Genomic DNA, 24,528 nt, shown 5'->3' on the forward strand with positions numbered 1-24,528 from the left:
TCCTGGTTTAGTGGAACACAAGTTAGCAGAAATACGGGGAAAATGCTAATGGAAAGTAGTCAAATTATTCGCCGGCTAATTTCAAAGCCTGTTGTTCAATTGCATCCGAAATTCGAAAATCGGTTTTCTTTATCTTTTCTAATATCGGCTTAATAGACGGAATAACTCCGTTTAATTTTGCTTTGATGATTACTCCTATTGTACCGGTAAAATTTAATCCGAGTTGTCCCGCAATTTTTCTTGCTTTATAATCGTCAAGAATAACGGTGCTTTGAGGTGTTTCAAGGGCTAAGGCAATTGCGCTTGATTCGCCTTTGTCAATCTGCATTTCTAACAATTGCTGACTGTATTTATCGGCTACTTTTTCAATGATTACCCATTCGGGAAGTGGTTCACCAAATTCTGTAGCAATATCAATAGTGGTAACTATGTTTCCATAAACCTTATTTAGCAGGTCGAGCTCATTGATATTACTTAATATGATTAAACAACTGGTATCAGAGATGATTATTTTAGGCATTGGAAACATCTTGCGCTAAATCAGATGCCGGATAATTGAAAACAGAAACATTGTAACTGCCTAAAAGCTCCGTAAAAGTTCTTTTGGTAAAGCCAACAATTTCGGCTGCCTGGCCAATAGAAAGCTTCCCTTGCTCATAAAGACGGGTGGCCACAAGCATGGCTATTTCTTTATTGTCCAAATCCAAAGAATCGGGCATATTAAGCGTTATTGTTTTCATATATCAAATATAAGCAATTAATTATTGTAGCGTATGCTTGCTACTTAATCACTTCCCAACCCTTAACCACATACCGTTGTTTTTTAAAGCCGCCGCTGCGTTTTACGCTGCCTTTGTTATTCATGTAGGATAGCTCAACATTATTATAGCTGCCGGTTTGAAAGTTAAACGTTATGCCATCGTCCTCAAAAAGCGAGGTGCTTACCGGGTTTGCGCCATACACCTTGCAGTTGATCTCGAATTTGGTGTCGGGTGTAATAAACTCTACAGGTTTGGCCAGCGGCAGTATGGTGCCTTCTTTTATAAAGATGGGCAGTTGGGTGTATGATGGTTTAATGGTGTATGATTTGCCGCCCTCAAACTTTTGATTGGTGTTAAAATCGTACCAGTTCCCTGCGGGCAGGTAAACCTTTCGCTCGTCTGCGGCTTCGGTTAGCGGGGCGGCCAGTATGTTCTGGCCGATCATGTATTCGTCTGATATATCGAACGTGTTTTTATCCTGCGGGTAATCAACCACCAGGGCGCGGAAAGGTGGGATACCTTTTAACCTATAATCGGCAAAGGCCCTGTACAGGTAAGGCACCAGGCTCATCCTGAAATTCAGCAGCGTGCGCACATCTGCCTCTACCTGTTTGGCTTCGGGCATCAGCTCGTTTTTGTTGTTTTTATCCCTGTCTATCTGCAGCCAGGGTGGGTTTTGCAAGTACCACGAATTGTAAAGTGTTTGTGCCGATAATACCGCTGTTTGACTCCGGCGCATAAAATCCTTTATCGATTTCGACTCCCTTACCTCGGGCGACCAGATCAGCCCCGAAAAGCCGGAATTAACAATCATGCGGATATACTCGTCATGCTCATAAGTGTCGCTATATAATGCCGCCGGATATGACGACGCGAAAGAGCTGGATGCTCTTACATCTAAAAATGTACGCAGGTTAAGCGTTTTATAAATATTGTAAACCGTTTTTTGATAAAGCAGGCCAAATACCTGGTGCATCTGCTCGCCATCTAAACCCGAAGGAAAGCGGCTATGCTCCGGAAAACTCCAGGTAGAGTTGCCGGTGGTGAGGTTGGAGTTATCGCACTCGTCCATTTTAAAGCCCGATATGCCATGCTTAACAAAAGTTTCCTGGTGATAATCGGCAAAAAGCTTGCGGGCAGATGGATCGGCAAAATCGGGTACCAACCCGTTCCAAACCAGGTAATCGCCAGATTTGGTTTTAAGCGGTTCATACAGCGGCGATTTTGGCGATACAAAAGCGTGTTCCCATAAATTAATATGGAAACCCTTGTTTTTCATGGTATCAATAAATTCATTTGGCGATGGGAAGAATTGGTTGTTCCAAACGTACGAGCAGGAATAGGCCGCCGTTTGCCACCTCGGTTCCAGCCCCAGCACATCGCAGGGGATATGGTTTGCCCTGAAGTAGGCGGCCATTTTACCCACCTGCTGCTGGCTAAAATCCGCCTTAACGCGGTACTTAACACCCAGGCCCCACATGGCAGGCAAAGCCCCACCGCCCGAAAACAGGTTGTAACGCTGCAACACATTCAGCAGGTCGGGTCCTTCAAAAACGTATATTTCGATGCCTTTGGCTCCAGGCACATCTACCGATACATTGCCGCTGCCATTATCCTTGTTCTTGTAAAGCTCATCGACAGAGTTGCCGCCGGTATTATTTTTTACAACAGCCGCACCATTATTTTTGGCAGTAGTGCCGCAATAAAAAGTGGTGTAGCGGGTGGTGTTCACCAAAATGCCATAACCTTTGTTTGATACATAAAAGGTAGTTGGCGCATGGGTATAACCCAGATCTGCCGATGGATTATCATTAACAATGGGCTTTTTGCGCAGGCCCCGCTGGTTAAACGACCCTATCTGCAAGCCGAAACCATAAAGTTGTTCGGTATCATCCAAAGGGATTTCTACCAATACGCCCCTATCGGTAATGTTTACGCGGATGGCGTTTACATCAAACGGAAGTTTGGCGGCAGGGAGTTTGGCAAGGGCATCGGTCAGGGGCTTTTCCTCGCAAAAGCTGTAGGGGGTAAGCTTGTCAATAACGCCGGTGCTTATTTTTTTAATACCCGGCGCTACATCGGTGGTAACCGCTTCCTGCGCATGGCTGGTTAAAAAACATAGCTGCAGTAAACAGCATAAGATATAGGTTAATTTGTTTTTCATGTATTGTAATAATCCTATGATACAGGGTTTAAAAATACTTTATCAGCGCTTAAATTAGGCATATAAGTACGATATTTAGTCGAATTAAAAATATACCCCATTTTGTCACTATCAACTACCCTCAAGAAAACACTCCTGATAATTGCCCCCGTACTGTTTTCTGCCGCTTCTGCAAACGGACAGGATAAAACGGTTACCGTAAATATCAACCTGTTAAACACCCACCAAACAATCAGCAATTTTAGCGCCTCGGATGCCTGGGCCTGCCAGTTTGTTGGTAATTGGCCCGATGAAAAAAGGAACAAGATTGCTGATCTGCTTTTCAGTTCGGCCACTAATGCCGATGGTTCGCCCAGGGGCATTGCCTTATCTATGTGGCGGTTTAATATTGGCGCGGGCAGCACCCAGCAAGGCGACCAGGGCGGCATCAAGGACGAATGGCACCGCACCGAATCGTTTTTAAACAGCGATGGTACCTATAACTGGCAAACGCAGACCGGGCAGCTATGGTTTTTAAAGGCAGCCAAGGCAAGAGGAGTGAAGGAGTTTTTGGGGTTTAGCAATAGTCCGCCGATATGGTTTACTGTAAATGGCAAGGGGTTTGCAAGTAACAGCAAAACCAACATTGCCCCGGATAAGTACGATGCATTTGCCGCCTACCTTGCAAGGGTTGTGAAAGGTGTTGAGCAAACCACAAAAGTTAAACTAAACTACATAAGCCCGGTAAACGAACCCCAATGGGCCTGGAGCGACAATAAGCAGGAAGGCAGCCCCTATAACAACGCCGAGATAAGCGGACTTGTGAAAACTATTGATAAGGCTTTTGTAAAGGATAACATTAAATCGAAGATAATTGTGGGCGAGGCGGGCAGTATTAACTACCTCTACTCGGGCAACAGCCAGGGCAAGGGCAACCAGGTGCAGGAATTTTTCAGGCCGGCATCAGCCAATTACATCGGCGATCTTAAAAGCGTAAGTAAAACCATTACGGCGCATAGTTATTTCACCACATCGCCAATGGCAACTGCTGTAAAAATGCGCAGGATGCTGGCCGATACCGTAGCCACCATCCCCGGCCTTAGTTTCTGGCAATCAGAATATTGCATTTTGGGCGGCAATGCAGGAGAGATTGACGGCGGCAAGCGCGACCTTGGTATTGATGCCGCCCTGTACATGGCGGGCGTTATCCATACCGATTTGACGGCAGCCAATGCTTCGGCATGGCAGTGGTGGCTGGCTATTTCGCCCTATGATTATAAAGACGGACTGATCTACGTAGATAAAAATAAAACCGATGGCAATTATTACCCCTCAAAAATGCTTTGGGTATTAGGTAACTATAGTAGGTTCATAAAACCCGGTGCCATCCGTGTTGATGCCGACGCCGCCACCACTCCCGAACTGAAAAAGCCGCTGCTTGTTTCGGCATTTACCAAAGGCAAGGATGTTACCATCGTTATCATCAACCAAAATACAGATGAAACGCCCGTGAGCTTAAACACCGGCAACAGCAAAATAACGCTAACTAAACGCTATACTACATCGCAAACAGAGGAGCTGAAACCGGGCAGTATTACCGGCAATAATATTACGGTTCCCGCACGTTCGGTAGTAACGTTGATTGGAGTGGTTAAGTAGCCTCACCCCAACCCCTCTCCAAGGGAGAGGGGCTAAGAATTACGTGTATGAAATAAAAGAAGTTGTCATTCTGAGGAACGAAGAATCTGCTCTACGACTATACTTATACAAGAAATAGATCCTTCGTTCCTCAGGATGACAAACTGATTTCAGGGCGGCGGCGTTTGAAATGCCGCTATTTTTTTACTGATGCTTTCGCTCGTTTTTTAATTCCCCTCTTGAGAGGGGCGAGCGATGGAAACGCGCGGTGGCGGGGTGTGTTCACTGCTAAGCCAAGTCCCCTCGGAATCGCACATATCCTTTAAAAAGGTTGTCATTCTGAACGTAGTGAAGAATCTATTGTACGCTATGCAATTCTTAGAATAGATCCTTCGTACCTCAGGATGACAAACTATCTATTAAGAAGTTACATCCTGCTTCAGCGTTTGTTTCCTCAGTAAACTGATCACCACATAAGCGCCAATCATGGCCGGGAAAAACAACAGAAATGAGCGTTGCAGCAGCGTAAATATAGGCAGTATAGCTGCCGGCACAATCCGGCCGAATAATACTGAGATCCCCACCTCGGCAAAACCACTACCACCCGGGCTGGGTGCAAAATATATCATAAACTGTATCAGCACCTGAATAGATATCACCTGTAACAAGCTGGCGTTTATGCCCAGTCCAAGTAATATTACATATTGCATACAGTATTTATTGAGGTACATTACCGTAGTTATCAGCAAACTCAGCGGAAACAGGATTGGGTTATCCTTTAATATGATGCTGCAGGTTTGCTGGTATTTGTTAATGCTGGCGAAAGAGTTATCGGCCCAGCGGTCCATTTTTTCACGGCGGCGCGGGAATATAGCCGATACCAGGTTGGCAAGCTTTCGGATAATTACCCCCATCCAAACCGGTTTCCAGAAAGCCAGTAAAAAAGCAAGTAAAAACAGCAGGAAAAAGCTGAAACCATATTTAAGCATCGACGGAATAATACCGCTTACCGAACTGGTATCCATAAACATAATGGCCACAAAACCTGCCAGCGGCATAAATATCAGCGTAGCACCCATGTTTATCAGGCTTACCGCGAAGGATTGGATGAACGTCATCCCGTTGCTGGTGTACACAAATATTTGTGCCGGTCCGGCCCCGCCATGCGCCGGGGTAACTGCCCCCATAAACATATTGGCCACGTTGGCCCTAAAGCTTACCCAGTGCGATACCACCGGATTCAGCTTACGAATGTAAATATGGTTACGCCAGCTGCCCATCATCAAATCGCCAAAAAGCATAATGAGGCAAATAAAAATGTACTTGTAGGAAATATGCTGCAACGCCTTAACCGTGTTGCCGGTATTGGTATAAAAAAAGATGCCGGCAATGGTAACAACCGTAATAAGGGCAAACCAAAGCGCACCCTTAATTATCAGTTTTTTATTAAATACCTTTTGTACTTCCTGTTTCTCTTCTATTGTGGCGTTTTCCTCGTTTGCAGGTATCATTATGGGCGTAACGTATTAATATGTATAACAAGCATTTAATGAACAACAACGCATATAATAACACGATGTTGCCATTTGCGCAAAGGTAAATTAATAATTTTTAATACCTAACGCCGCTTCGTCACGCTATAATACTTATTTGGCAATAAGTTTAAGGGCTTCCTGTATATAATAAGCTCCCGAGGTTGAGTAGCTAAGCTGCAATGCAAACCCATGCCCGTGCGCATCCATTTTTAATAAGGATTTGCGCAGTATGTTTATCACCTTTTCGGCACTGTGTTTTTGCAGAAAATCCTCGTACTGAAATTGCAGAAACACCAGGCAAAGGGCGTTTTCCATCGTTTGTACTTCGGCATCAACCTTTATTTTTTGTTTCAGGATAATTTGCTTTACCCGCGCTATCTGTGCGTCGGTATAGCCAAGTTCGGCCAAAATAGCCGATGCTTTTTCGGCGTGGTGCAGGGCAAGATCTTTACGCCATTGCAAATATGGCTCGCGCCCCTCGGGGTAGCTGTTACGCGGAATTTCCCACCGGCCAATATGCTGACTGCGAGATGCTAACAGCAGTTCCTCGCTGGCTTCCGGGTCGAGCTTTAACACCCAATCGTACAGCTTAAGCGCCAAAAAATATTCCTGCGGATAAACTACACCCTCCCAGGAAATACTGTTAGGATCGGCCTGGTTATAGGCATCAAATTGTTCAAAGGCTTTATTTAGCTGACTCATTAAGCCAAATTAACATTTTTATGGTAGTTTTTAACTGATTATTTTGATGAGGGTGTAATCCACAATGCATATTCTGCTTACTATCTATAAGCAATTTATTTGCTCCGTCAGGAACTACCTATTTGTAGCAAAAAAACAAGAAGAAGCTTTGCGCCGTAGGTGCTACCCCGGATATAAGATGTATAATACTTTGGGCAATGCCTTCGGCCCGGGCTGTACGCTCATACTGCACAAGCCTTAGCCACTGGCCGGTATCCCAATGGCATTAAGTTAAGGATTTTGTCATTTCGACCAACGGGAGAAATCTTATACGTTTTGCAAGGTTTCCGCCGATATGTATAAGATTTCTCACTCGTACCTCGTATCGAAATGACAAACTTTTTAGTTATTATTCCTTAACTTAATGACATTGGCCGGTATCCGCTGCCATCCCTATTGCAAGGTTGTCTGAACCGCGATTTATCGGATTAAGGGATTGGTCGGATTTATAATGTTAATTTTTCGTCGTCACTCGGTACTATGCGTTTCAGCTTGCGTTCGGCTGAAGCCCTTAAGTGTTGGGAAGATGGATTTTTATAAAAATGTTGTCATTTCGATAGAGCATGGGGTGGGGAAAAGCGTGGTGCGAAAGAGAAATCTTCTGCGGGATACATAGCTTCAATGCATATCGAATAAGATTTCTCCTCGTACCTCGTTCGAAATGACAACCCTTTCTATCTTCCCAACACTTGTAGTTTGTAACGAGTGCTTAACCCGGTTACGCGATTGCATCGCGAAGAAGCGTCGCAGACGCAGGAACATATTAAGCACTCGTTACAAACGAGCGCAAGGAAAGGGGGCGTCATAGAAGATTTGCAAAACGCAGAGTTTACTCACCCGACCATCGCTACGCTTGGTCACCCTCTCTTCAGCTTCGCTGGAAAGAGGGGACGGATTAGTGGAGATATTTAAGGGGAGATCCGTTACTAACAAACAGTAGACAAAAGAAAAAATGTCTTAACCCTCTTTACGGCTTGCCGTAGAGGGTCGGCCAGCGAAGCGTAGCCGGGGTGAGTCCAACCACCATGCAGAGCAATCACCGCCCCCCCCTCTTTACAATTCCTTAATCCTGCAATATCATTCACCTAACCATTGCTTAATATCTTAGCCCAAGTAAAAATATCCTCATCCCCAACAATATGAAACGCAGAGATTTTGTCAGGAATACGGCGCTGGGCGCTTTAGGAGCTACACTGGTTGGTCCGTTGGATGCCCTTGCCGAAAGCCGGGTTACGCATTTTGAAAGTGACGACCTGTCGCCAAGCGCATCAAAATCTGATGACTTTGCGGCGTATTTTATTGCAATTGGCGATTGGGGCCGCAATGGCGAGTACGACCAGCAGGAAGTAGCCAAACAAATGGGCTTATGGGCTGCCAGTCACCCTAATGATTTTGTGATATCTGTTGGTGATAACTTTTATCCCAAGGGCGTTATCAGCGAAACTGACCCTTTGTGGCACTACTCATTCGAAAATATTTATACCGCACATTCCCTGCAATGCGATTGGTTTGCGATTTTGGGCAACCACGATTACCTGGCCGATCCGGATGCACAGATCCGTTACGCTAAAGTGAGCCGTCGCTGGAACATGCCCGCCCGCTACTACACTAAAGAAGTTTCACTGGGCGATAACAAAGGCAAGGCCCTTTTTTTAATGATAGATACCGACCCCATGCTGCACGAATCGTTTAAGGATTATACCGAAAAACAGATAACCTGGATAAACGATCAGTTAAGCAAGGCATCGGCCGATGTAAAGTGGAAGATAATTGTAGGGCACCATCCGTATTATACCGTTGGCCCGCGTATTAACAATTACGATACGCTTACGGTAAGAAAAGCGTTGTCGAAAACCTTCGAAGATCATAAGGTGGATATTTACCTCTCTGGTCATGATCATTCCCTGCAACACCTCAAGCCTGAGGGCTTTACCCATCAGTTTATTTCGGGCGCCGGTTCCGAGCTTACGCCGGTAACTACGGGTATCCCCTACAGCCGTTTCCAGGCATCTGAACATGGTTTTATGTATTTTTCGGTAAGGGCCGATAAGCTTAATGTTAAAGCTATCAACGCCGCAGGCGCGGTTCTTTACCAAACCGAACTAAGCAAGTAGGCATTTTGCCTACTTTTCGATATGTGATTATAGCTTATATATAGCTGTCTGAATTTGATTATTTATCTATTATCTAAAATTCATTGCCGTTGACTTTAGTCAACGGAATAATGACTGGAAAACGAAGGGCTTTAGCCCAAATGCCGCCCGTATAATTGGGCTGAAGCCCGCAATAATGCTTCACATTACCGTCGGCTAAAGTCAACGGCAATGAATTAAAATTTCGTTTTTGAGGCAGCTTCCTACGGATCTAAAGGCTCAACCGGGTTTATTTGTAGCGAGGCTGCAAGCGGGTAAAACTCCTGCTCGGTAGGCGAAAGGCGTTTGCCAAGCGTATAGGGAACGTAGTGCAACTCCTGCAGGCAGCGGTCGGCCATGCCCGAGATGTAGGTGCTCTGGCTTTTATCTGTAGAGGTAATAAATGGTTTTGCAACCGGGATGCCGTACCTGAAAATAAGGCGTGCGCAATTGCGTAAATTGGTGGTAGTATGCCTGGCATGCGGATCCACCAGGATAACATCGGCAGGTACATGCAGCGAATCTATCATAAACCGCTTCATTTCATCGGCCTCGCAATAAGGCGTTTTATACGGATGCACCTTACCGCCCGATACCATAATAAATGGTGCCATGCCCTCCTTACATTTAGCGGCTGCTCCACGGCAGCGGGCAATACTGCCAGCGCTTATGGCCACGCCGGGTAGTTCGGGGCCTTCGCCGGGTACCAATATCAGCGTGTATTTGTATTTATTCCAATTGGTGTTTTTGATGCGTTTGTAAGCCTCTTTGTTTGCCTTGAGGGTCATGGGCTCGTCGTTGGCAGCATCATTGCGACCATTAATTTGCAGGCAGTGCAGCGCGTAATTCATGGCTGGTAAAAAAAACAGCTTACTGTTGTCTTTATCTGTGGTTAGGCCCACCGCGCCGTCATGGATTACCTTTATATATCCTGCATCCCGCACATTAAAGCTAATGGAATCTACCGCAGGATAGTTTGGTTTTCGTCCCCCGGCATAAACATCAATGGTGTAATTAACCGCGGTAGCATCTTGCTCAAAAGCCTTTGCTAATAACATTGCCGGGGTTAGATTTTCATATTCGCCGTAAGCGCCCGAGGGTATCAGGTGCTTTTTTACCAGGGTACCCAGGGCGTTATCATCGGCATACAGGGCAGTCAACCTTTCGGCAGCGGCTTTAATTTCGTCGGGATTAAATTTAATAGCGTTGGTGTAGCAGGCGACATCATTACAGGTAGTCAGCGTGTTTTGTATGGCGGCAAGTTTGGTTTTGGTAAGCTTAATAAGCACCGGGTCATGCGCTATCAGTACGCTTGCGGGTTTGTAATTTTGCAGCAGGGTAAGCAGGTAGTAATTTTTAGCCTGTACAAAGTTTTTACCTATTGGCTGATAGCCCACCTGGGGCTGCGCACCAGCGCAAAGTCTGCAAAACACCACCAGTAGCGCTACAAAATATTTTCTGGCATCCATATAACAAAGAAACATTTTTATAACGATAAGCGCGCTTTACAGGAATAAAAATCGCTGCCGGCGACCAAACCGACAGCGTAACCAGTTTATTATTTATATGAGAAGGTATTATTTAGGTTTAATTTTTAGCGGTGTATGTATCTTTCCAATAGGCCTCAATGTTTTCCAATGAACGGCCTTTGGTTTCGGGGATAAGCTTGTAGGTAAGCCAAAGGGCAGGAGAACAGCATAATGCAAACAGCCAGAATGTCCATGACGAGCCTAAGCCCTCCAGCATAATTGGTGTTAACTGCCCTACCAGGAAATTGCCTATCCATAACGAAAGTGTGGCCAGCGCCATGGCTTTGCCACGCATAGCGTTAGGGAAAATTTCGCCCACAACAACCCAGCATACAGGGCCAAATGAAAATGCAAAACAGGCGATAAAAGCCAGGATGAATATCAGGATCCACGGGCCCGAAGTAATGTTGAGTGCAAATAATACGCCTATGATGATAAGCGAAATTACCGCGCCGCCTATACCTACAAACAGCAGCGGCTTACGTCCCCATTTGTCGATTGTAAAAATGGCCACAAAGGTAAATACCACGTTTACCAGGCCTATGGTTACCTGCCCGCCAAGCGCGTTGTTAAGTGTAAAACCCGCCTGCTCCAAAATACGCGGACCATAATAAATAACCGCATTTATACCACACACCTGCGACAGGAAGGGCAGCAACAGACCTATCCACAAAGCGCGGCGGTATATGGGGGTGAACAATTCTTTTATTGAACCTTCCTCGGTATTCCCTTTTCCTTTTATGGCGTTAAAGGCTGCAACTTCTTTGTGGGCGGCATCGGCACCATCTATTTTAATGAGTATGGCGGTGGCTTTCTGTTCCTGTCCGCGCAAGAGCAGCCAGCGCGGCGACTCTGGAACAAGGAACAGGCTTACCAGGAATATGGCTGCCGGTAAAGCGCCAAGCCCAAGCATGGCCCGCCAAACTTCGGCCGAAAATATTTTTGTGAGTTCGGCATTGCCAAAGGTGTTTGCGGTGTGACCGGCCAGCCACGCGTTTGAGAAATAGGCCAGCACAATGCCAATGGTTAATGCCAGCTGGTATAATGATACCATCATTCCGCGAAAGCGCGAGGGCGAAAACTCGGAGATATACAAAGGCGAAACCATAGAGGCCACCCCTATGCCCAAACCGCCTATCAGCCTGAAAACAATAAGACCGGTAAACGATCCCGAAAGCATACAACCCAATGCCGACGCCAAAAATAATACAGCCGACAGGATGAGCACAATTTTACGGCCGTACTTATCGCTCAGTTTGCCAGAGCAGCTAACGCCGATGATGCAACCCAGCAGCGCGCAGCTTACAAACCAGCCCTCGCTTACGGCGCTCAGGTTAAAATCGCTTTTTACGAGGCTCACCGTGCCCGATATTACGGCCGTATCAAACCCGAACAAAAATCCTCCGAGTGCGGCTACCAGGCAAACCAGGTACAGGTAAGTGTTATTTTTCTTCTCCACAATTATATTATTTAGGTTGGTTTTGGTTTATTTTAAAAAGGCTTTAACAACCTTAGCGCGGCTATTGCCCAAATTGGTTAGGGTGTATGACGTAGCTGCTGCGGGTATCACAAAGGTTTCGGCGTAGGCAAAAACCTGCTCGGTACCGTTGTTGGTTTTAACCCGCACCGCCGATCCTTCAACCAGCATCATTACATGGCAAACATTGTTGGTATCAATGGTAATTTCGGTATCAAATTCAATGCGGTGCACATCATAAAAATGCTCGCGGTGAGTTGGTACGTGTACCAGCTGCCAGTCGGCACCCTGCTCAATAACCGTTTGTTTAGAGATCAGTTCTTCCTGCACCTTATCGCCCTTACGGGTAAAATCGAGGTTGTTGAAAGCGTGATCTATGTTGATGGGGCGCGGGTTACCGTCAAGGTCAAGCCGTACCCAATCATACATTTTAAAGGTAAAGATGTACGGTGTGGCGCTTATTTCCAGTACCAGGTTATCGGTCCCGGCGCTGTGTACGGTACCGTTTGGTATCAGGAACAGATCGTGCTTTTTGGCGGTGTGCGCCTGTACGTATTCGCGTATTTCTATCTCCTTGTTTTCGGCCTGGCTTTCTTCCAGCGCAGCCCTGAAGGTATCGGGATTAATATTATCCTGGAAACCGAGGTAAACTTCGGCCTTATCGGTACAATCTAAAATATAATAGGTTTCGTCTTGGGTGATCTTCTCGCCAAAAACCTCCTGTATGTATTTTAATTTTGGATGGCATTGGATAGACAGGTTACCGCCATCATAAGTATCCAGAAAATCAAACCTGATGGGGAACTCATCGCCATAAACCGGTGCGTGTTTACCCAGCACCTGTGTCTGGTTGTGGAACATCAAAAAATCGAAAGAAACTTCCAGCAGGTTGCTGTCGCTTTCAAATACCAGCCCATTTTCAGGTACTATCAACTCAAACGACCATGCGTAGTTCACTACGTCTTTATTAATATTCCGGATATTTTCGCGAATCCAGTGGCCACCCCATGCCCCCGGCTCAAACCAGGGCCGCACCCGTATTACCGATTCACTTAATTTATTAAGCCCGGCTGCAAAATCGGCCTTAAGCATCCAGTTGATATCATCGAGCCATTGTGCATCGGCAATAACGGCAATTTTATTAAGCAGTTGCTTTTTATAAGCGTTGAGCAAAACCCAATCCACAAAGTAAAAGCGCTTGTACATGTAAAAAGGTTCGTTAACTGCATCGGCACCCAGATTGGTAACCGAACCTGCCCTCATCCTGAATTGCAGCTCATTCTTTGGCAGATCGATGTAGATAACCGGTACATTCCAGCCGCTTAACGCCGCGCCGGTGCCTATTATAATATTTATGTCAAAAGCAGTATCGGGCTTTAGTGCCGATAGCTTATCTGTCTGGTACAGATCGGCAAGGGTAAGGGTGCATTTTGTGCCCCATACCGAATCGGCCGCGCCCATGAAGGGTTGTACCAATGCATCAACAGTATGCACCGGTTTTAAAAATGCCTGTGTTTCTATCCAGTTCACGCTCAAGCCTTCGGCAGTAAAATAGCGGCATAAGGCATTTTTAATGCGACTGTAAAACACGCCTTCAAACCCGTCAATCACCACCGTTTTTTGCCCGGCAATGTATTGCGCCAGCGAGCCGTAACCGTTAAAAATTTTACCGCCGCCTAATGCGCAAACAGGGTAAATATTGTATTGTTGCTGCCCGGTTGCGGTACCGCTTAGCTTTGCGGGCATCAAAAACTGTGAAGTTTTCCTGAACGGGACCCCGGCAGTTACGTTTGGAACTATTGCATTTGTTATTGTTTGGTCAGTACTCATTTAATTGTAATAATGTATGAACATATCTTAAAATCAACAAAATCCCATACGAAGATTTTAATTTATAATGATAGATTCACGTATTAGCGGCTTAATGTTATTATGTACAAACATATAAATAATTTTATAATCCAAATAATTTATTTTTACTTGTTAAATTTAAACATCAAAGCCTTATTAACTATTTTAAAAGCACTTTACACAACGTAAATGGCTATTACCAATAGATGCTTAATTTGACCAAAGTCCTATTATTCACCGCAATTTAACCGTTAACTAAAGCCAAACGGCAAAGGCGGGCAAAAATATTTCAAATGGCCGTAGCAAGGGCTTATTTTGCGTCTTGCGTTTGCAGATCAGCTATGCAAATGAATTAATCATAGCTGAAGATGTAAAATATTGTTGCTTTATGTATACAAATGGCTTCAATCAAAGTTCGCAAACGGTTGTTATTAAAGCATTTCCCGTGCGTATTACGCGGCAATATGTACACATGTGCATAAAAATAGTTATCATTGTAATTTACTCAGACAAATGAAATACGCTATAGACCATAAAAGCCCTATACCTTTACACGTACAGGCCGAAGCACTTTTAAGGAAGTTAATAGCTGAGGATGAATACCAGGAAGGTAAGCTTTTGCCAAACGAGGTTGATATGGCTAAAAAGCTGGCTATTTCGCGTACTACATTAAGGCAGGCCATCAACAAACTGGTTTTTGAGGGTTTATTGGTACGTAAAAAACGCTTTGGTACCAAAGTTGCCCAGGCATCGGTAAGTTCAAAATCAAATAACTGGCTTAGTTTTTCGCAGGAAATGAACCTGAGGGGCATACCCATTAAAAATTTCGAACTGCATGTTACCTGGGTATTTCCAGACCAGGCGCTGGCTAACTTTTTTGAAATTAAAACCGATCGCAAGATCCTGAAAATGGAACGTGTGAGGGGCCGCATTGAAGACCCGTTTGTATACTTTGCATCATACTTTCATCCGCGCGTTGGGCTTACCGGCGATGAAGATTTTAAAAGACCGCTGTATGAACTGCTGGAGCAGGAACATTCTGTTATTGCCACCCTCTCCAAAGAAGAAATAAGCGCAAAAGCGGCCGATCATTTTATTGCAGATAAATTACGCATAACCGTTGGCAGCCCGGTACTGCTCAGGAAACGTTTTGTTTATGACCAGGGCGAACGCCCCATTGAATACAACGTTGGCTACTACAAAGCCGATAGTTTTATTTACACGGTAGAGAGTACACGGTAGTATTAAGAGCCACAAATATGTGGCTCTACAAAAACCGATTTTAGGTACGCGGGCGTTTAGGATTAAAAGCTACCAGGTAATTCAAATCTTCTACCGGCGCAAAGCGGTCATTATTAGGCCTTGGCTCCTCTTTTTGGAACGATTGGTTAAGCCTCGATTTAATGGTATGAAAAACCTGCAGTAAAATTTCGGGACCAACTTTGGCAGATATAGTTGGATAATAATCCTTCTGGATCTTTATTCTTTCGGTATTGGTTGCCATGCTTAGTTCCCAGCCATCTTCGCCTTTAAAACCATGTTCTTTTGCAGCGTTCTGCATATCATACATGTACATACGGGTTTCGGTTTCAACAGCTTCCTTGTCGGCTTGTTTATCGGCTATCATATTTTTAATTATTGAGTGACATTATTATCAGCTTAAAGCTTAATTATCACCGTAATAAAAATGGCAATGCCTAAGAGATATGCAGTTGTTGGGGGAGGAATTTCTTAAAGTTACACATAGTTTCCCGCATATTGGCCATTTTTAAATATTAATTAAATTGAAGCGAGCATTTCATAACAAAAAAGAGGCGCATAAACTGCGCCTCTCCATAAACCAAACAATATAAAATCAATAATTAATCTATTCCTATCTGCACATCTATTTAAGCGCGTTATATAAAGTTGCCAGTAACGAGTTGGCGCCCGTGGCGTCATAATCTGCCGCCCAAAGGTATGCGCCTTTAAAGCCGTTGTTTTTGATGTATGCAGCCTTTTGGGTTACCAGCGGGATGCCGTTAAAATAAACGCCTTTGGCTATATCGGCTTTCTCTTTTCCTGCGGCGGTTGGGTCGGCAGCTATAATATCTTTATAGGTCATGTAATCGTATGATCCCCAGCTGGCATTGTTTCCGGCATCGTTAAGGGCGTTATATCGCAAACCAAAGGCCGGGATACCAACCACCAGTTTGCTGGCGGGCAGGTGAAAGTTAGTCCATATTTGTGTACCCGATACCATGAAATCAAAACTTGACGACTGCCCTACAGGTGCATCCGGACCAATGTGCCCGTTATCTTCATAAGCATGGATATTTACCCATGTTGCTGCCGAAAGATCGGGATATTCCCAATGCTGATAGTTTACAGTAGCCGTTACCGTTACTATGGCGGTGGCCGGCAAAGCGGCCTTAAGCGCTGTTAAAAACGGACCGATAGCATGAATATTAAGCGGCGCATTGCCAGAGTTGATATCCGTCATGTTGATATCAACACCATCCATTCTCTCTTTTGCCACGTAAGCTTTTACCGATTGTACCAGCGAAGCCATTGCCGCAGGATCACGGATGGCGCTGCCAAAGTCATTACTTTCGTAAATAGCCCAACCGTCGATACCGGAAAGGTGACCGCTGATACCCAGGATGATCGGGATACCGGCAATGTGCGCACGGGCCACCAGTTCATCGGCATGCTGGGCAATGTTGCCTTTGGTAATATCCAGGCTTCCATCTGCCGATACTTTGCCCAACTGGTAGTCAAGATGCGTCATATTGGGGTTTTTCCAGTTGATATCGGCCGCGGTACCGTCTTCGGTAAGGTTTGCCAGCACTACCTGGGCATAAGGTTTAAAGGTGTAGTTTGTAGGGTTAACCAGTACCTTGGTTTGCCTTGATGTGGTATCGCCATTGTAAACCACGTTAAGTTTAATGGTGTACTCGCCGCCTGCATCGGGCTTAAATTGATAGGCCGTATCTGTCGACATTTGTTTACCGTCTACCAGCCAGCTGATCTGCACCTTGCTGGCCGGTGAAAAAGCCAGGCCGGTAAACTTAGCCGTTTCGCCCTCGTTAATAATGCGCGAACCGGCAAAAATACGCAGCTTATCAAATATCCGCGGCGAATAGGGGTTGGCGGCTTCCTGCTGCGCAACTTCATCTTTTTTACAGCCCGAGAGTACCATAAACATGACCAGCACCAACGCCGGAACCAATGTGTATATAATCTTTTTCATATTTTAATATGTTTTAACTATTCAGTTTAATTAATCATTTAGTGTTTGCTTTTATCACGCTGTTAATGGCGCCAAGCAATGAATTTGCACCTGTTGCATCCTGCCTTAGCTGCCATATCATAATACCGCCGGCTTTATTGAGCGCCAGTTGGGTTTTACTTTTTATGGTAGGGATGCCGTTATAATACATAATACCGCCACCGCTCACCGTTACCTGGTCGTCATTTTCTGAACCGGGATAGGCCAGCAAAATTTCGGCAAAGGACAGGCTTTCGGGCGCGTTTGTACCAAAACCATAACCATAAAACGGCACACCCACGCTCAGTTTTTCTTTAGCTATACCGCGCGTGCCGCTCCAGTAGGCTATATCATCAACTGCCATGCTGTACGGCGAGTGCTGCCCCGGTTTGGCCTGGTTCCAGGGGCCCGTTTTATCATACGACATTACGTTGATAAAATCAAGCTGGGCCAGTGCCTTATCCGGATAGCTATCGGCATATACCGTTGCAATGGCGGCCGTGGTCAGTTTCTTTTTGGCCTTTAGCGCGGCAGCCAGGTTGGTAACAAATGATTGGTAATTATTATCAACAAAGCTTTGTTCCAGGTCAACATCAATACCATCCAGCGAATTATCATCGGTAAGTTTTAACAGACTGGCAATAAACTTTGCCTGGTTGCCGGGTGCTATCAGCGTACTTATGTACGCGGGCGGTGTGCCACCTGCTATAGATACTAATATTTGTACACCCTTTGCATGGGCCATTACAGCCACCTTGCGCAGGTTATCATCGGCAGCAAAATTACCGTCCTTATCCGGGTTAATAAAGGCCACGTTAAGGTGAGTTATCATACTCATATTAATAGCGCTGGCCTCATCAACCAGGTTACCTTCATAGCGCAGATAGCCCACCACCCTGAATTTAGCAGGAGTGGTAGTGTTTGTACTGTTGTTGGTATTTTCCTGCGCTTTTACACCACTTTTTTTACAGCCGGCAATAGCCATCAGTACAAAAAAGGTTAATGTTAGCAGCGCCTTGTTTTTAAATATGCTCATCTGTTGTTATATAGTTGTTGTTATTTATCCCACCATACTTTACCTGTCCAGTCGTCGGTACCGCCAAGGGCCGCTATAGCCGGGGCTATGTTCACGGAGTTTTGCTCGTGCTCGGTTAATGGGTACTCAAACCTGCGCGGTATAGTTTTCACTGTCGATTCGGTAGTTGGGGCCGGTGTCAGATCGGGGAACCCGGTTCTGCGCCAGTTGGCGTAGGCTTCGGGGCCGTTCATGAGCAGGGCTATCCATATCTGGGTATCTATCTGCTCCAGTTCTTTACCCGGTGCAAGCTGGTTATCCAGTTTAAATTTATTGATCTCGTCAGCAGTTAAAGTTGGGCCGGTTGGGTACAGCGCCAGTTGCTGGCAGGCAGCTTCCAGGCCTTTTTCAAAGTGTTGTTTTACTGTTCCGCCCATGCTCAGTCCCCAGCGCGTGTTGGCTTCGGCCAATAAAAATTCTACTTCGGCATAGGTCATGTGGAAGTATGGGGCATCACTGCGCACCAGGAAATCGGCCAGTTGCACTTTTTGCCCGCCGTTTGGAACAGACAGCGTACCACGACCGGGATAATCAATCTCAATAGCACCCAGGAAATCATCATAAGTATACTTGCCCGGGCCAACGCCTAAAAGGCCAACCTTGGCTTTTACCTGATCGGTAACGTCCAGCCTGTCAGATAGTTTATCGGGGTTAACCCAGTATGCCCTGGCTATGTAGTTTAAACGCGGGTCATTGGTATCATGCATTTTGGTTAGCAATGTGGTACAAACGCGCGGGCGGCCATCATCCTGGTACTGGTTAATACCAACCGAAACACCGTTGCCACGGATATCTAAATAACCATTGGTAATGTTCATGTAATCAAGCTTGCAAAGCTCGGCGTTGCTTGATATCAGGCCCGAGTTAAAGGCATCCTGCGCTTCGGCTTTGGCGGTGGCGTCGTCAATTTTTACCAAACGCATAGCTAAACGCAAACGCAACGAATTGGCAAATTTTTTCCAGCTGCCAATAGGGTCGGGTTTGCTGCCGTACAGCAGGTCCTTGGTAATATCATCTTTGGAGGCATCAAGCTGCGCGGCGGCGGCTTTCAGCTCTTTAAAAAAGTCGGTATAAATATCTTTCTGCTTGTCATACTTAGGGCGCACGGCCCCGGTAAGGTATCCTTTGCCTGCATCAACATATGGTATATCGCCATACAGATCGGTAAGGCGGGCAAAAATGTACACCTTCATGATACGGCAAATAGCGTTGAGGTTGGTTTTGTTGGCCACACCCGTGGTACGCGAAACGGCATCTACAATGTTCAGTACATCGGTAGGGTAGCCAAGCTGCCAAAGGTCATACATGTACTGCTTGCTTTCAATGTATGCGCTGCCGTAGCGGGTGTAGTATGCGCCGCCTATTTGCTGCATCATTGGCATGGTAAGTATAATGCTGGTACGCTCGTTTATATCTACGTCGCCACCAAAACGTACCTCTACAAAATTCAGCTGGTTTATTGGGTCGAGGTTGCTTGATTTTGTAGGATCGATGTTGGTATCCCCAAATTTATTGCACGATAACAGCAGTACCGGCAACAGGAAAGCAAGGGGTATATATTTGGTTAATATTCTTTTCATCTTGTTGGTTCTAAAATTATACATACTATTAAAATCTGAAGTTTAAGTTAAAGCCCCAGCTTTTTCTTGAGGGTAATGAACCGTACTCCAGGCCCTGGCCGTTGCCGTTGTTGTAGTTTGAATCGGGATCAACATTCGGCACATTTTTATGAATAATAAAAGGGTTACGACTTACAACCGCTACCGTAAGATCTTTAATGCCCAGTTTTGAAATGGTATTTGCCGGGAACCTGTAGCTAAAGGTTATCTCGCGCATTTTTATGTAACTGGCATCGTAAATAAACGGTGTAGCCACCCCATTACCATCGCTGTAATACTGCGACCAATAGTTTGACGGATCAACCGCAGTGGTATTTTTTGTGTAGGTGGTTTTGCCGCTGGCATCTGTAGTTGCCAATACGCCCTGCGGCACATAGCCCTGCACTTTGCCTGCCGCGCGCCATGCCTCAATGGTTTGGCCCTGTGTTTGGCGATCCTCTTCAGATTTTATCCACTCGGCCCTGCCTGGTAGTGTTGATACATGGCTACCGCGAATTATGGCAAACATATTGGTCATGGAGAACAGGTTTGCACCATGTTTAATATCCATAACCATGCTTAAACCAAAATTCTTGTACCTGAACGAGTTGGTTAAACCGCCTGTCCAGCTCCAGGTACCTTTACCCAGGATGCTGCGCTCTTCGGCCTGGGCCGGGGCAAGCGTTTGCGGATTAAGGATAATGTTACCCTGCGGATCGCGCTGGTAATCGTAACCCAGGATGGCTCCATAAGGCGCGCCCGGTTTGGCCACTACCGATACGCCTAACCAGCGTGCATCAGACAAGGACAGGTATGGGATACCCTCGGCCAATGACAATACGGTATTGGTGTTTTTGGCAAAATTCACGTTAACATCCCAGCCAAAATCTTTAAGCGCAATGGCCGAACCGTTAAGCGCCACCTCGATACCTTTATTACCAATTACACCGGCATTAACCAATTGCATGTTAAAGCCCGACGACTCCGGCGCAGGCACAAGGTTTATCTGATCGCGTGATTTTGAGTTGTAGTATGAGATATCTAAATTGATCCGATCCTTAAAGAATTTTAACTGCGTACCAATTTCAAATGAGCGGGTACGGGTTGGTCTTAACCCCCTTGGCGGGATAGTTGTATTGGCTACTGTACCCAGCGATACCCCGTTAAACGGCAGCGGCGACAGTGTATAATTTAAATTTAACAGGTACGGATCGGTATCGTTACCTACCTCGGCCTCGGAGAGCCTTAATTTACCGAATGACAATACCGATGGATCGATCTTAAAGAAATCGGTAAAAACAAAACTGGCGGCTACCGATGGGTACAGGTAGGTATTGTTTTCAACCGGCAGGGTTGATGATGCATCCTGCCTTAAACTGGCATCTACATATAACCAGCTTTTATAGCCTGCACTAAATAAAGCGTAAATGCCTGTATTTTTTTTACGATAATGGTTTTCAACAACAGATTTATCGGCAAAGCTGTTAGGGCTAACCACATCCGGTACATTCAGCGTTATAAATGTAAGGGTTGAGCCCGGATTGCTGATGTTTGATAAGCTGCTGCCAAAGCGTGCCGCTAAATTCAATGACGGGGTAACCTGTTTTTGTAAGGTTAACAAAAGATCGCCCTCGGTTGTGCCCAGCCTTTGATCAAGCTGATCAAGCTCACCAGCCAAGGCGCCCGGCGTAGTACGCGGACTAAACTTGCTATACTTTAAGTAGGTAAAATCTGTAGAAATACGCCCCTGCAGGTTCATCCAGCTGGTAATTACGTAGTTTCCCTGCAAGCCGCCTATGAAGCGGTTTTTGCTGGTGGTGTTCTTCATTTCGTTAATTACCCAATACGGGTCTAAACGGTATTGGCCGCCGCCCCAGTCAACATAACTGCCTTCCGAATCTTTGTAGCTGTTTTTAAAATAAGCCTGATCTACGTTGTTGGCCAGGCCCACAAAGCTGTTGCCTATATTTCCCGGATCATCTGCCAGTGCAGGGCGGTTCACCACGTTTTCGTTAAGGTACATTACCTTGGCCGATACGGTTAGTTTGCTGCCCAGCTTTGAGCTGCCGGTAAAGTTAAACGTACTGCGGCGCATGTTGCTGCCCGGTACTATATCCCTGCTGCGCAGATCGCCTATTGATAAACGAAACGATGAATTATCGTTGGCGTTTGAAAAGGCAATGTTGTTGGTAGTAGTAGCACCTGTTCTGAAAAAGTTATCGATGTTGTTTTTTACCAGCGCGTATGGGCGGTATTTACCATCAAAGCCTATCACCTGCAAGCTGGGATCAAGCCGCGGACCAAAGTTATTGAACAGTGTATTTTTTGCCTGGCCGGGATCAATAACCAATTGCTCGGCAGTACCCTGGCCGTATATGTACTGGTAATCATTATAATGGGTTAACTGATTTTCTATAGATGTGGTACTGTTCAGTTCGATACCCAGTTCCTTTTTTGAAGTACCTTTTTTGGTGGTAATTAAAATTACACCGTTACCCGCGCGGCTGCCGTACAATGCCGATGCCGATGGACCTTTCAACACGCTTATCTTATCAATATCATCGGGGTTAATGGCCGATATGGCATCGCCGAAATCAAACCCGCCCGAGTATTTGGCACCACCTACCTGGCCGTAGTTGGAGTTATCAATAGGTACACCATCAACCACGTAAAGCGGCTGGTTATTACTGGTGATACTGGTATTACCACGAATAATTACCCTTGATGAGCCTGCAGGGCCGCCAGCCGTGCTGTTGATAATTAACCCGGGAACCTTACCGGCAAGCGAGTTGATAACATTGGTTTCCCTTGCTTTTTTAAGCAGGTTACCATCCACCTCAGATACGGAGTAGCCCAATGAGCGCTCTTCCCTTTTAATACCAAGCGCGGTTACCACAACGGTATTAAGTTCGGTAGCTTTTTGTTTTAGTGTTATCCTAACTACTTTAAGTTTATCGGTAGCTACAATTGATGTTGGCTCGTAACCCAACATGCTAAAGGTTACTATTTCGCCATTATTTGCTGTTATTACAAAGTTGCCGGTTTCGGTTGATGTGGCCGACCGGTTTTTGGTGGTGTTGGTAATGGTAACGCCGGGCAAGGGAAGGTTATCCTGATCGGTAATTTTACCTGTTAAACTAAAATCATCGGCCACCACCTGCGACGTTACCTTCGGCGGTGTTTTTTGCGATTGGATCATCACCGTTTCGCCCACAATTTTGTATTGGGCGTGCAGTTGCTGCGTTAACAGGTCAATAACCTGCGGCAGGCTTTGCTTGCTGATAGTAAGACTGATCTTTTTTTGCAGATCAAGATCTTTAGGGTTGTAGGAAAAGTGCACACTGGCAGCTTTTTCTATCTGGGTAAAAACAACCGGCAGCGCCGAGTTTTTCCAGCTGAATGAATACACGGGGGTTGATGACTGCGCGTACCCGGAAAGCGATACGATCAGTAAAACCGAAGGGAGCATCCTCAGTAGTATCCATGAAAGAAATCGTGAACGGAGTAATGGTTTTTGCATATGATTATAGTTTTAGGATTTTGGTGGATTAATAGGGGTTGGGGATTATCGCTTAAAAATTGAGTTTTACCGTGCTGCCCTCCTGCTTATAGGTAAAGTGATTGGTGAAACTAATGGCGTATAAAACCTCGGTAAGGTTTTTATTGGTAAACTCACCGGTGAACGATACATCATCGGCAGGTTTATTTACGGGAGTAACGGTAATGCCGTAGGTGGCCTTTATTTTGGCGCTTATTTCATCAAGCCCGGCGCTTTTAAATACCAGTTTACGGTCTATCCAGTTTTGCAGGCTGGCCGCGTAAAATGTTGATTGTTTGAAAGCCGTTTCGCCGTTGGTTAAAACCGCCTGCTGACCGGGGATAAGCAGCATATCATCTACTTTCTGGTCGGGCCGGGTGCTTTCTACCTTTACCTTACCGGTTGATAGCATTACACTGGCCACGGCTTCGCCGGGATAGCTTTGTACTTTAAAGGAGGTACCCAGCGCGGTGGTAGCGGTTTTGCCGGTAATTACCACAAAAGGCTTGTGTTTGTTTTTTGTAACCTCAAAAAACGCCTCGCCAACCAGCAGCACATGGCGGTTGCTGGCGTTATAATCCTTCGCTATTTTAAGCGTGCTTGACCCGTTGAGCAATACCGAAGTACCATCGGGCAAAACGATGTGTTTGCGGTGGTCAAAATCTGTGCTGCCAACCGTGGTATAATTAACATCAGTAGCCGCACTGTACAATTTAGCGCCAGATGGCGGCGCATTAAACTGGTAAACCCCGAAGGCACCCGCCATTACCAAAAGCGTAGCCGCAATAGCCAGCCAGCCGGTAAAATATTTTTTTATGCCGATGGTTTTTTCATATAACGGTTCTTCAAACTCGGGAGCCTGGTTTATGGCAGCTTTTAAACGGTTAAGGGCAACGGCCTTTTCGGCAGGGCTTACCTTGATGCCCAGCAGCAGGCAAAGTTCACGGGCATCGCCTATATTTTTACTTAGCGAAGGCTGCGCGGCAAGTATAGCTTCCCATTTGGCAACGGCAGCTTTATTATCATTATAGCAATATTGTACAAAGCTGTCGTCAGTTAAAAAATCGGCCGTTTGGTATGAAGAATAGTCCATATAAAGTATTTGTTGAATCTTTTACACACAAGTGCAGTAGATTATTCTTTTTTACCAATGTTTTTCCAAATAAATTTTATGTTGTGATTTTTTGCTGTATAATTGTATACTTCAATAAGTATGGGGTAGTTTTTTAAATATTTTAAAAAGTGCCGTAATTTGTAAAT

Annotated in this window: 17 protein-coding genes; 3 read left to right on the forward strand and 14 right to left on the reverse strand. The window is 45.5% G+C overall.

The window, feature by feature from the left end; translation table 11 throughout:
• Window positions 1–64: 64 nt before the first annotated feature.
• Genes BLS59_RS27725 through BLS59_RS27735 form a run of 3 tightly spaced genes read right to left on the reverse strand, consistent with a single transcriptional unit; the run spans window position 65 to window position 2,925 of the window.
• Window positions 65–520, reverse strand: a complete 456-nt coding sequence (locus BLS59_RS27725) for a PIN domain-containing protein (protein ID WP_091155987.1) — start codon at window positions 518–520, stop codon at window positions 65–67.
• On the reverse strand, window positions 513–740 hold the full coding sequence (locus BLS59_RS27730) for a UPF0175 family protein (protein ID WP_091155993.1): 228 nt from the start codon (window positions 738–740) through the stop codon (window positions 513–515). The genes BLS59_RS27725 and BLS59_RS27730 overlap by 8 nt, the downstream gene beginning before the upstream one ends.
• A 40-nt stretch (window positions 741–780) precedes the next feature.
• A complete protein-coding gene (locus BLS59_RS27735; protein ID WP_091155996.1) occupies window positions 781–2,925 on the reverse strand; it encodes a glycoside hydrolase family 31 protein in 2,145 nt (714 codons plus the stop codon).
• A gap of 102 nt (window positions 2,926–3,027) precedes the next feature.
• Between BLS59_RS27735 and BLS59_RS27740 the strand changes: the two genes are divergently transcribed.
• Complete coding sequence (locus BLS59_RS27740) at window positions 3,028–4,563, forward strand: glycoside hydrolase (protein WP_143014266.1); 1,536 nt, start codon at window positions 3,028–3,030, stop codon at window positions 4,561–4,563.
• 398 nt (window positions 4,564–4,961) lie between these two features.
• Here BLS59_RS27740 and BLS59_RS27745 read toward each other — a convergent pair whose 3' ends face one another.
• Both BLS59_RS27745 and BLS59_RS27750 read right to left on the reverse strand, forming a co-directional pair.
• Entirely contained in the window at window positions 4,962–6,053 is a 1,092-nt protein-coding gene (locus BLS59_RS27745; protein WP_091156005.1) for a lysylphosphatidylglycerol synthase transmembrane domain-containing protein, read from the reverse strand.
• A gap of 135 nt (window positions 6,054–6,188) precedes the next feature.
• Window positions 6,189–6,779, reverse strand: coding sequence for a DUF4202 domain-containing protein (locus tag BLS59_RS27750; protein WP_091156007.1), 591 nt, complete (start codon window positions 6,777–6,779; stop codon window positions 6,189–6,191).
• 1,178 nt (window positions 6,780–7,957) lie between these two features.
• Between BLS59_RS27750 and BLS59_RS27755 the strand changes: the two genes are divergently transcribed.
• Complete coding sequence (locus BLS59_RS27755; protein WP_091156011.1) at window positions 7,958–8,932, forward strand: metallophosphoesterase; 975 nt, start codon at window positions 7,958–7,960, stop codon at window positions 8,930–8,932.
• Window positions 8,933–9,174: 242 nt separating this feature from the next.
• On the opposite strand, the gene BLS59_RS27760 is transcribed toward BLS59_RS27755, so the two are convergent.
• The 3 genes from BLS59_RS27760 to BLS59_RS27770 form a co-directional block, all read right to left on the reverse strand.
• Window positions 9,175–10,419 (reverse strand): YdcF family protein, encoded by a 1,245-nt coding sequence (locus BLS59_RS27760; protein WP_091156013.1) that lies wholly within the window; start codon window positions 10,417–10,419, stop codon window positions 9,175–9,177.
• Between the two features lie 118 nt (window positions 10,420–10,537).
• Window positions 10,538–11,938: a sugar porter family MFS transporter gene (locus BLS59_RS27765; protein WP_091156017.1), complete on the reverse strand. Its 1,401-nt coding sequence runs from the start codon at window positions 11,936–11,938 to the stop codon at window positions 10,538–10,540.
• 27 nt (window positions 11,939–11,965) lie between these two features.
• Window positions 11,966–13,786: a class I mannose-6-phosphate isomerase gene (locus BLS59_RS27770; protein WP_091156020.1), complete on the reverse strand. Its 1,821-nt coding sequence runs from the start codon at window positions 13,784–13,786 to the stop codon at window positions 11,966–11,968.
• Between the two features lie 534 nt (window positions 13,787–14,320).
• Here BLS59_RS27770 and BLS59_RS27780 point away from each other — a divergent pair.
• Entirely contained in the window at window positions 14,321–15,049 is a 729-nt protein-coding gene (locus BLS59_RS27780; protein WP_091156028.1) for a GntR family transcriptional regulator, read from the forward strand.
• Window positions 15,050–15,089: 40 nt separating this feature from the next.
• Here the strand turns inward: BLS59_RS27780 and BLS59_RS27785 are convergent, their stop codons facing one another.
• The 6 genes from BLS59_RS27785 to BLS59_RS27810 all read right to left on the reverse strand — a co-directional run bounded on the left by BLS59_RS27785 (window position 15,090) and on the right by BLS59_RS27810 (window position 24,361).
• Window positions 15,090–15,434 carry a hypothetical protein gene (locus BLS59_RS27785; RefSeq protein ID WP_091156032.1) on the reverse strand — a complete coding sequence of 115 codons (345 nt, stop codon included), beginning with the start codon at window positions 15,432–15,434 and terminating at the stop codon, window positions 15,090–15,092.
• A 258-nt stretch (window positions 15,435–15,692) separates the two neighbouring features.
• On the reverse strand, window positions 15,693–17,039 hold the full coding sequence (locus BLS59_RS27790; protein WP_091156037.1) for a glycosyl hydrolase family 18 protein: 1,347 nt from the start codon (window positions 17,037–17,039) through the stop codon (window positions 15,693–15,695).
• A gap of 34 nt (window positions 17,040–17,073) precedes the next feature.
• Window positions 17,074–18,093 carry a glycosyl hydrolase family 18 protein gene (locus tag BLS59_RS27795; protein WP_091156039.1) on the reverse strand — a complete coding sequence of 340 codons (1,020 nt, stop codon included), beginning with the start codon at window positions 18,091–18,093 and terminating at the stop codon, window positions 17,074–17,076.
• A 20-nt stretch (window positions 18,094–18,113) separates the two neighbouring features.
• Window positions 18,114–19,712, reverse strand: a complete 1,599-nt coding sequence (locus BLS59_RS27800) for a SusD/RagB family nutrient-binding outer membrane lipoprotein (RefSeq protein ID WP_162842797.1) — start codon at window positions 19,710–19,712, stop codon at window positions 18,114–18,116.
• A 28-nt stretch (window positions 19,713–19,740) separates the two neighbouring features.
• Entirely contained in the window at window positions 19,741–23,250 is a 3,510-nt protein-coding gene (locus BLS59_RS27805; protein ID WP_091156045.1) for a SusC/RagA family TonB-linked outer membrane protein, read from the reverse strand.
• 52 nt (window positions 23,251–23,302) lie between these two features.
• Complete coding sequence (locus BLS59_RS27810) at window positions 23,303–24,361, reverse strand: FecR family protein (RefSeq protein WP_091156050.1); 1,059 nt, start codon at window positions 24,359–24,361, stop codon at window positions 23,303–23,305.
• Window positions 24,362–24,528 lie beyond the last annotated feature (167 nt).

The organism is Mucilaginibacter pineti (genome assembly GCF_900101875.1).
Lineage (GTDB): Bacteria > Bacteroidota > Bacteroidia > Sphingobacteriales > Sphingobacteriaceae > Mucilaginibacter > Mucilaginibacter pineti.

Coding starts and splice junctions, on each gene's coding strand:
- BLS59_RS27725 (WP_091155987.1), bottom strand. CDS start 520: ATGCCTAAAATAATCATCTCTGATACCAGTTGTTTAATCATATTAAGT.
- BLS59_RS27730 (WP_091155993.1), bottom strand. CDS start 740: ATGAAAACAATAACGCTTAATATGCCCGATTCTTTGGATTTGGACAAT.
- BLS59_RS27735 (WP_091155996.1), bottom strand. CDS start 2,925: ATGAAAAACAAATTAACCTATATCTTATGCTGTTTACTGCAGCTATGT.
- BLS59_RS27745 (WP_091156005.1), bottom strand. CDS start 6,053: ATGATACCTGCAAACGAGGAAAACGCCACAATAGAAGAGAAACAGGAA.
- BLS59_RS27750 (WP_091156007.1), bottom strand. CDS start 6,779: ATGAGTCAGCTAAATAAAGCCTTTGAACAATTTGATGCCTATAACCAG.
- BLS59_RS27755 (WP_091156011.1), top strand. CDS start 7,958: ATGAAACGCAGAGATTTTGTCAGGAATACGGCGCTGGGCGCTTTAGGA.
- BLS59_RS27760 (WP_091156013.1), bottom strand. CDS start 10,419: ATGGATGCCAGAAAATATTTTGTAGCGCTACTGGTGGTGTTTTGCAGA.
- BLS59_RS27770 (WP_091156020.1), bottom strand. CDS start 13,786: ATGAGTACTGACCAAACAATAACAAATGCAATAGTTCCAAACGTAACT.
- BLS59_RS27780 (WP_091156028.1), top strand. CDS start 14,321: ATGAAATACGCTATAGACCATAAAAGCCCTATACCTTTACACGTACAG.
- BLS59_RS27785 (WP_091156032.1), bottom strand. CDS start 15,434: ATGATAGCCGATAAACAAGCCGACAAGGAAGCTGTTGAAACCGAAACC.
- BLS59_RS27790 (WP_091156037.1), bottom strand. CDS start 17,039: ATGAAAAAGATTATATACACATTGGTTCCGGCGTTGGTGCTGGTCATG.
- BLS59_RS27795 (WP_091156039.1), bottom strand. CDS start 18,093: ATGAGCATATTTAAAAACAAGGCGCTGCTAACATTAACCTTTTTTGTA.
- BLS59_RS27800 (WP_162842797.1), bottom strand. CDS start 19,712: ATGAAAAGAATATTAACCAAATATATACCCCTTGCTTTCCTGTTGCCG.
- BLS59_RS27805 (WP_091156045.1), bottom strand. CDS start 23,250: ATGCAAAAACCATTACTCCGTTCACGATTTCTTTCATGGATACTACTG.
- BLS59_RS27810 (WP_091156050.1), bottom strand. CDS start 24,361: ATGGACTATTCTTCATACCAAACGGCCGATTTTTTAACTGACGACAGC.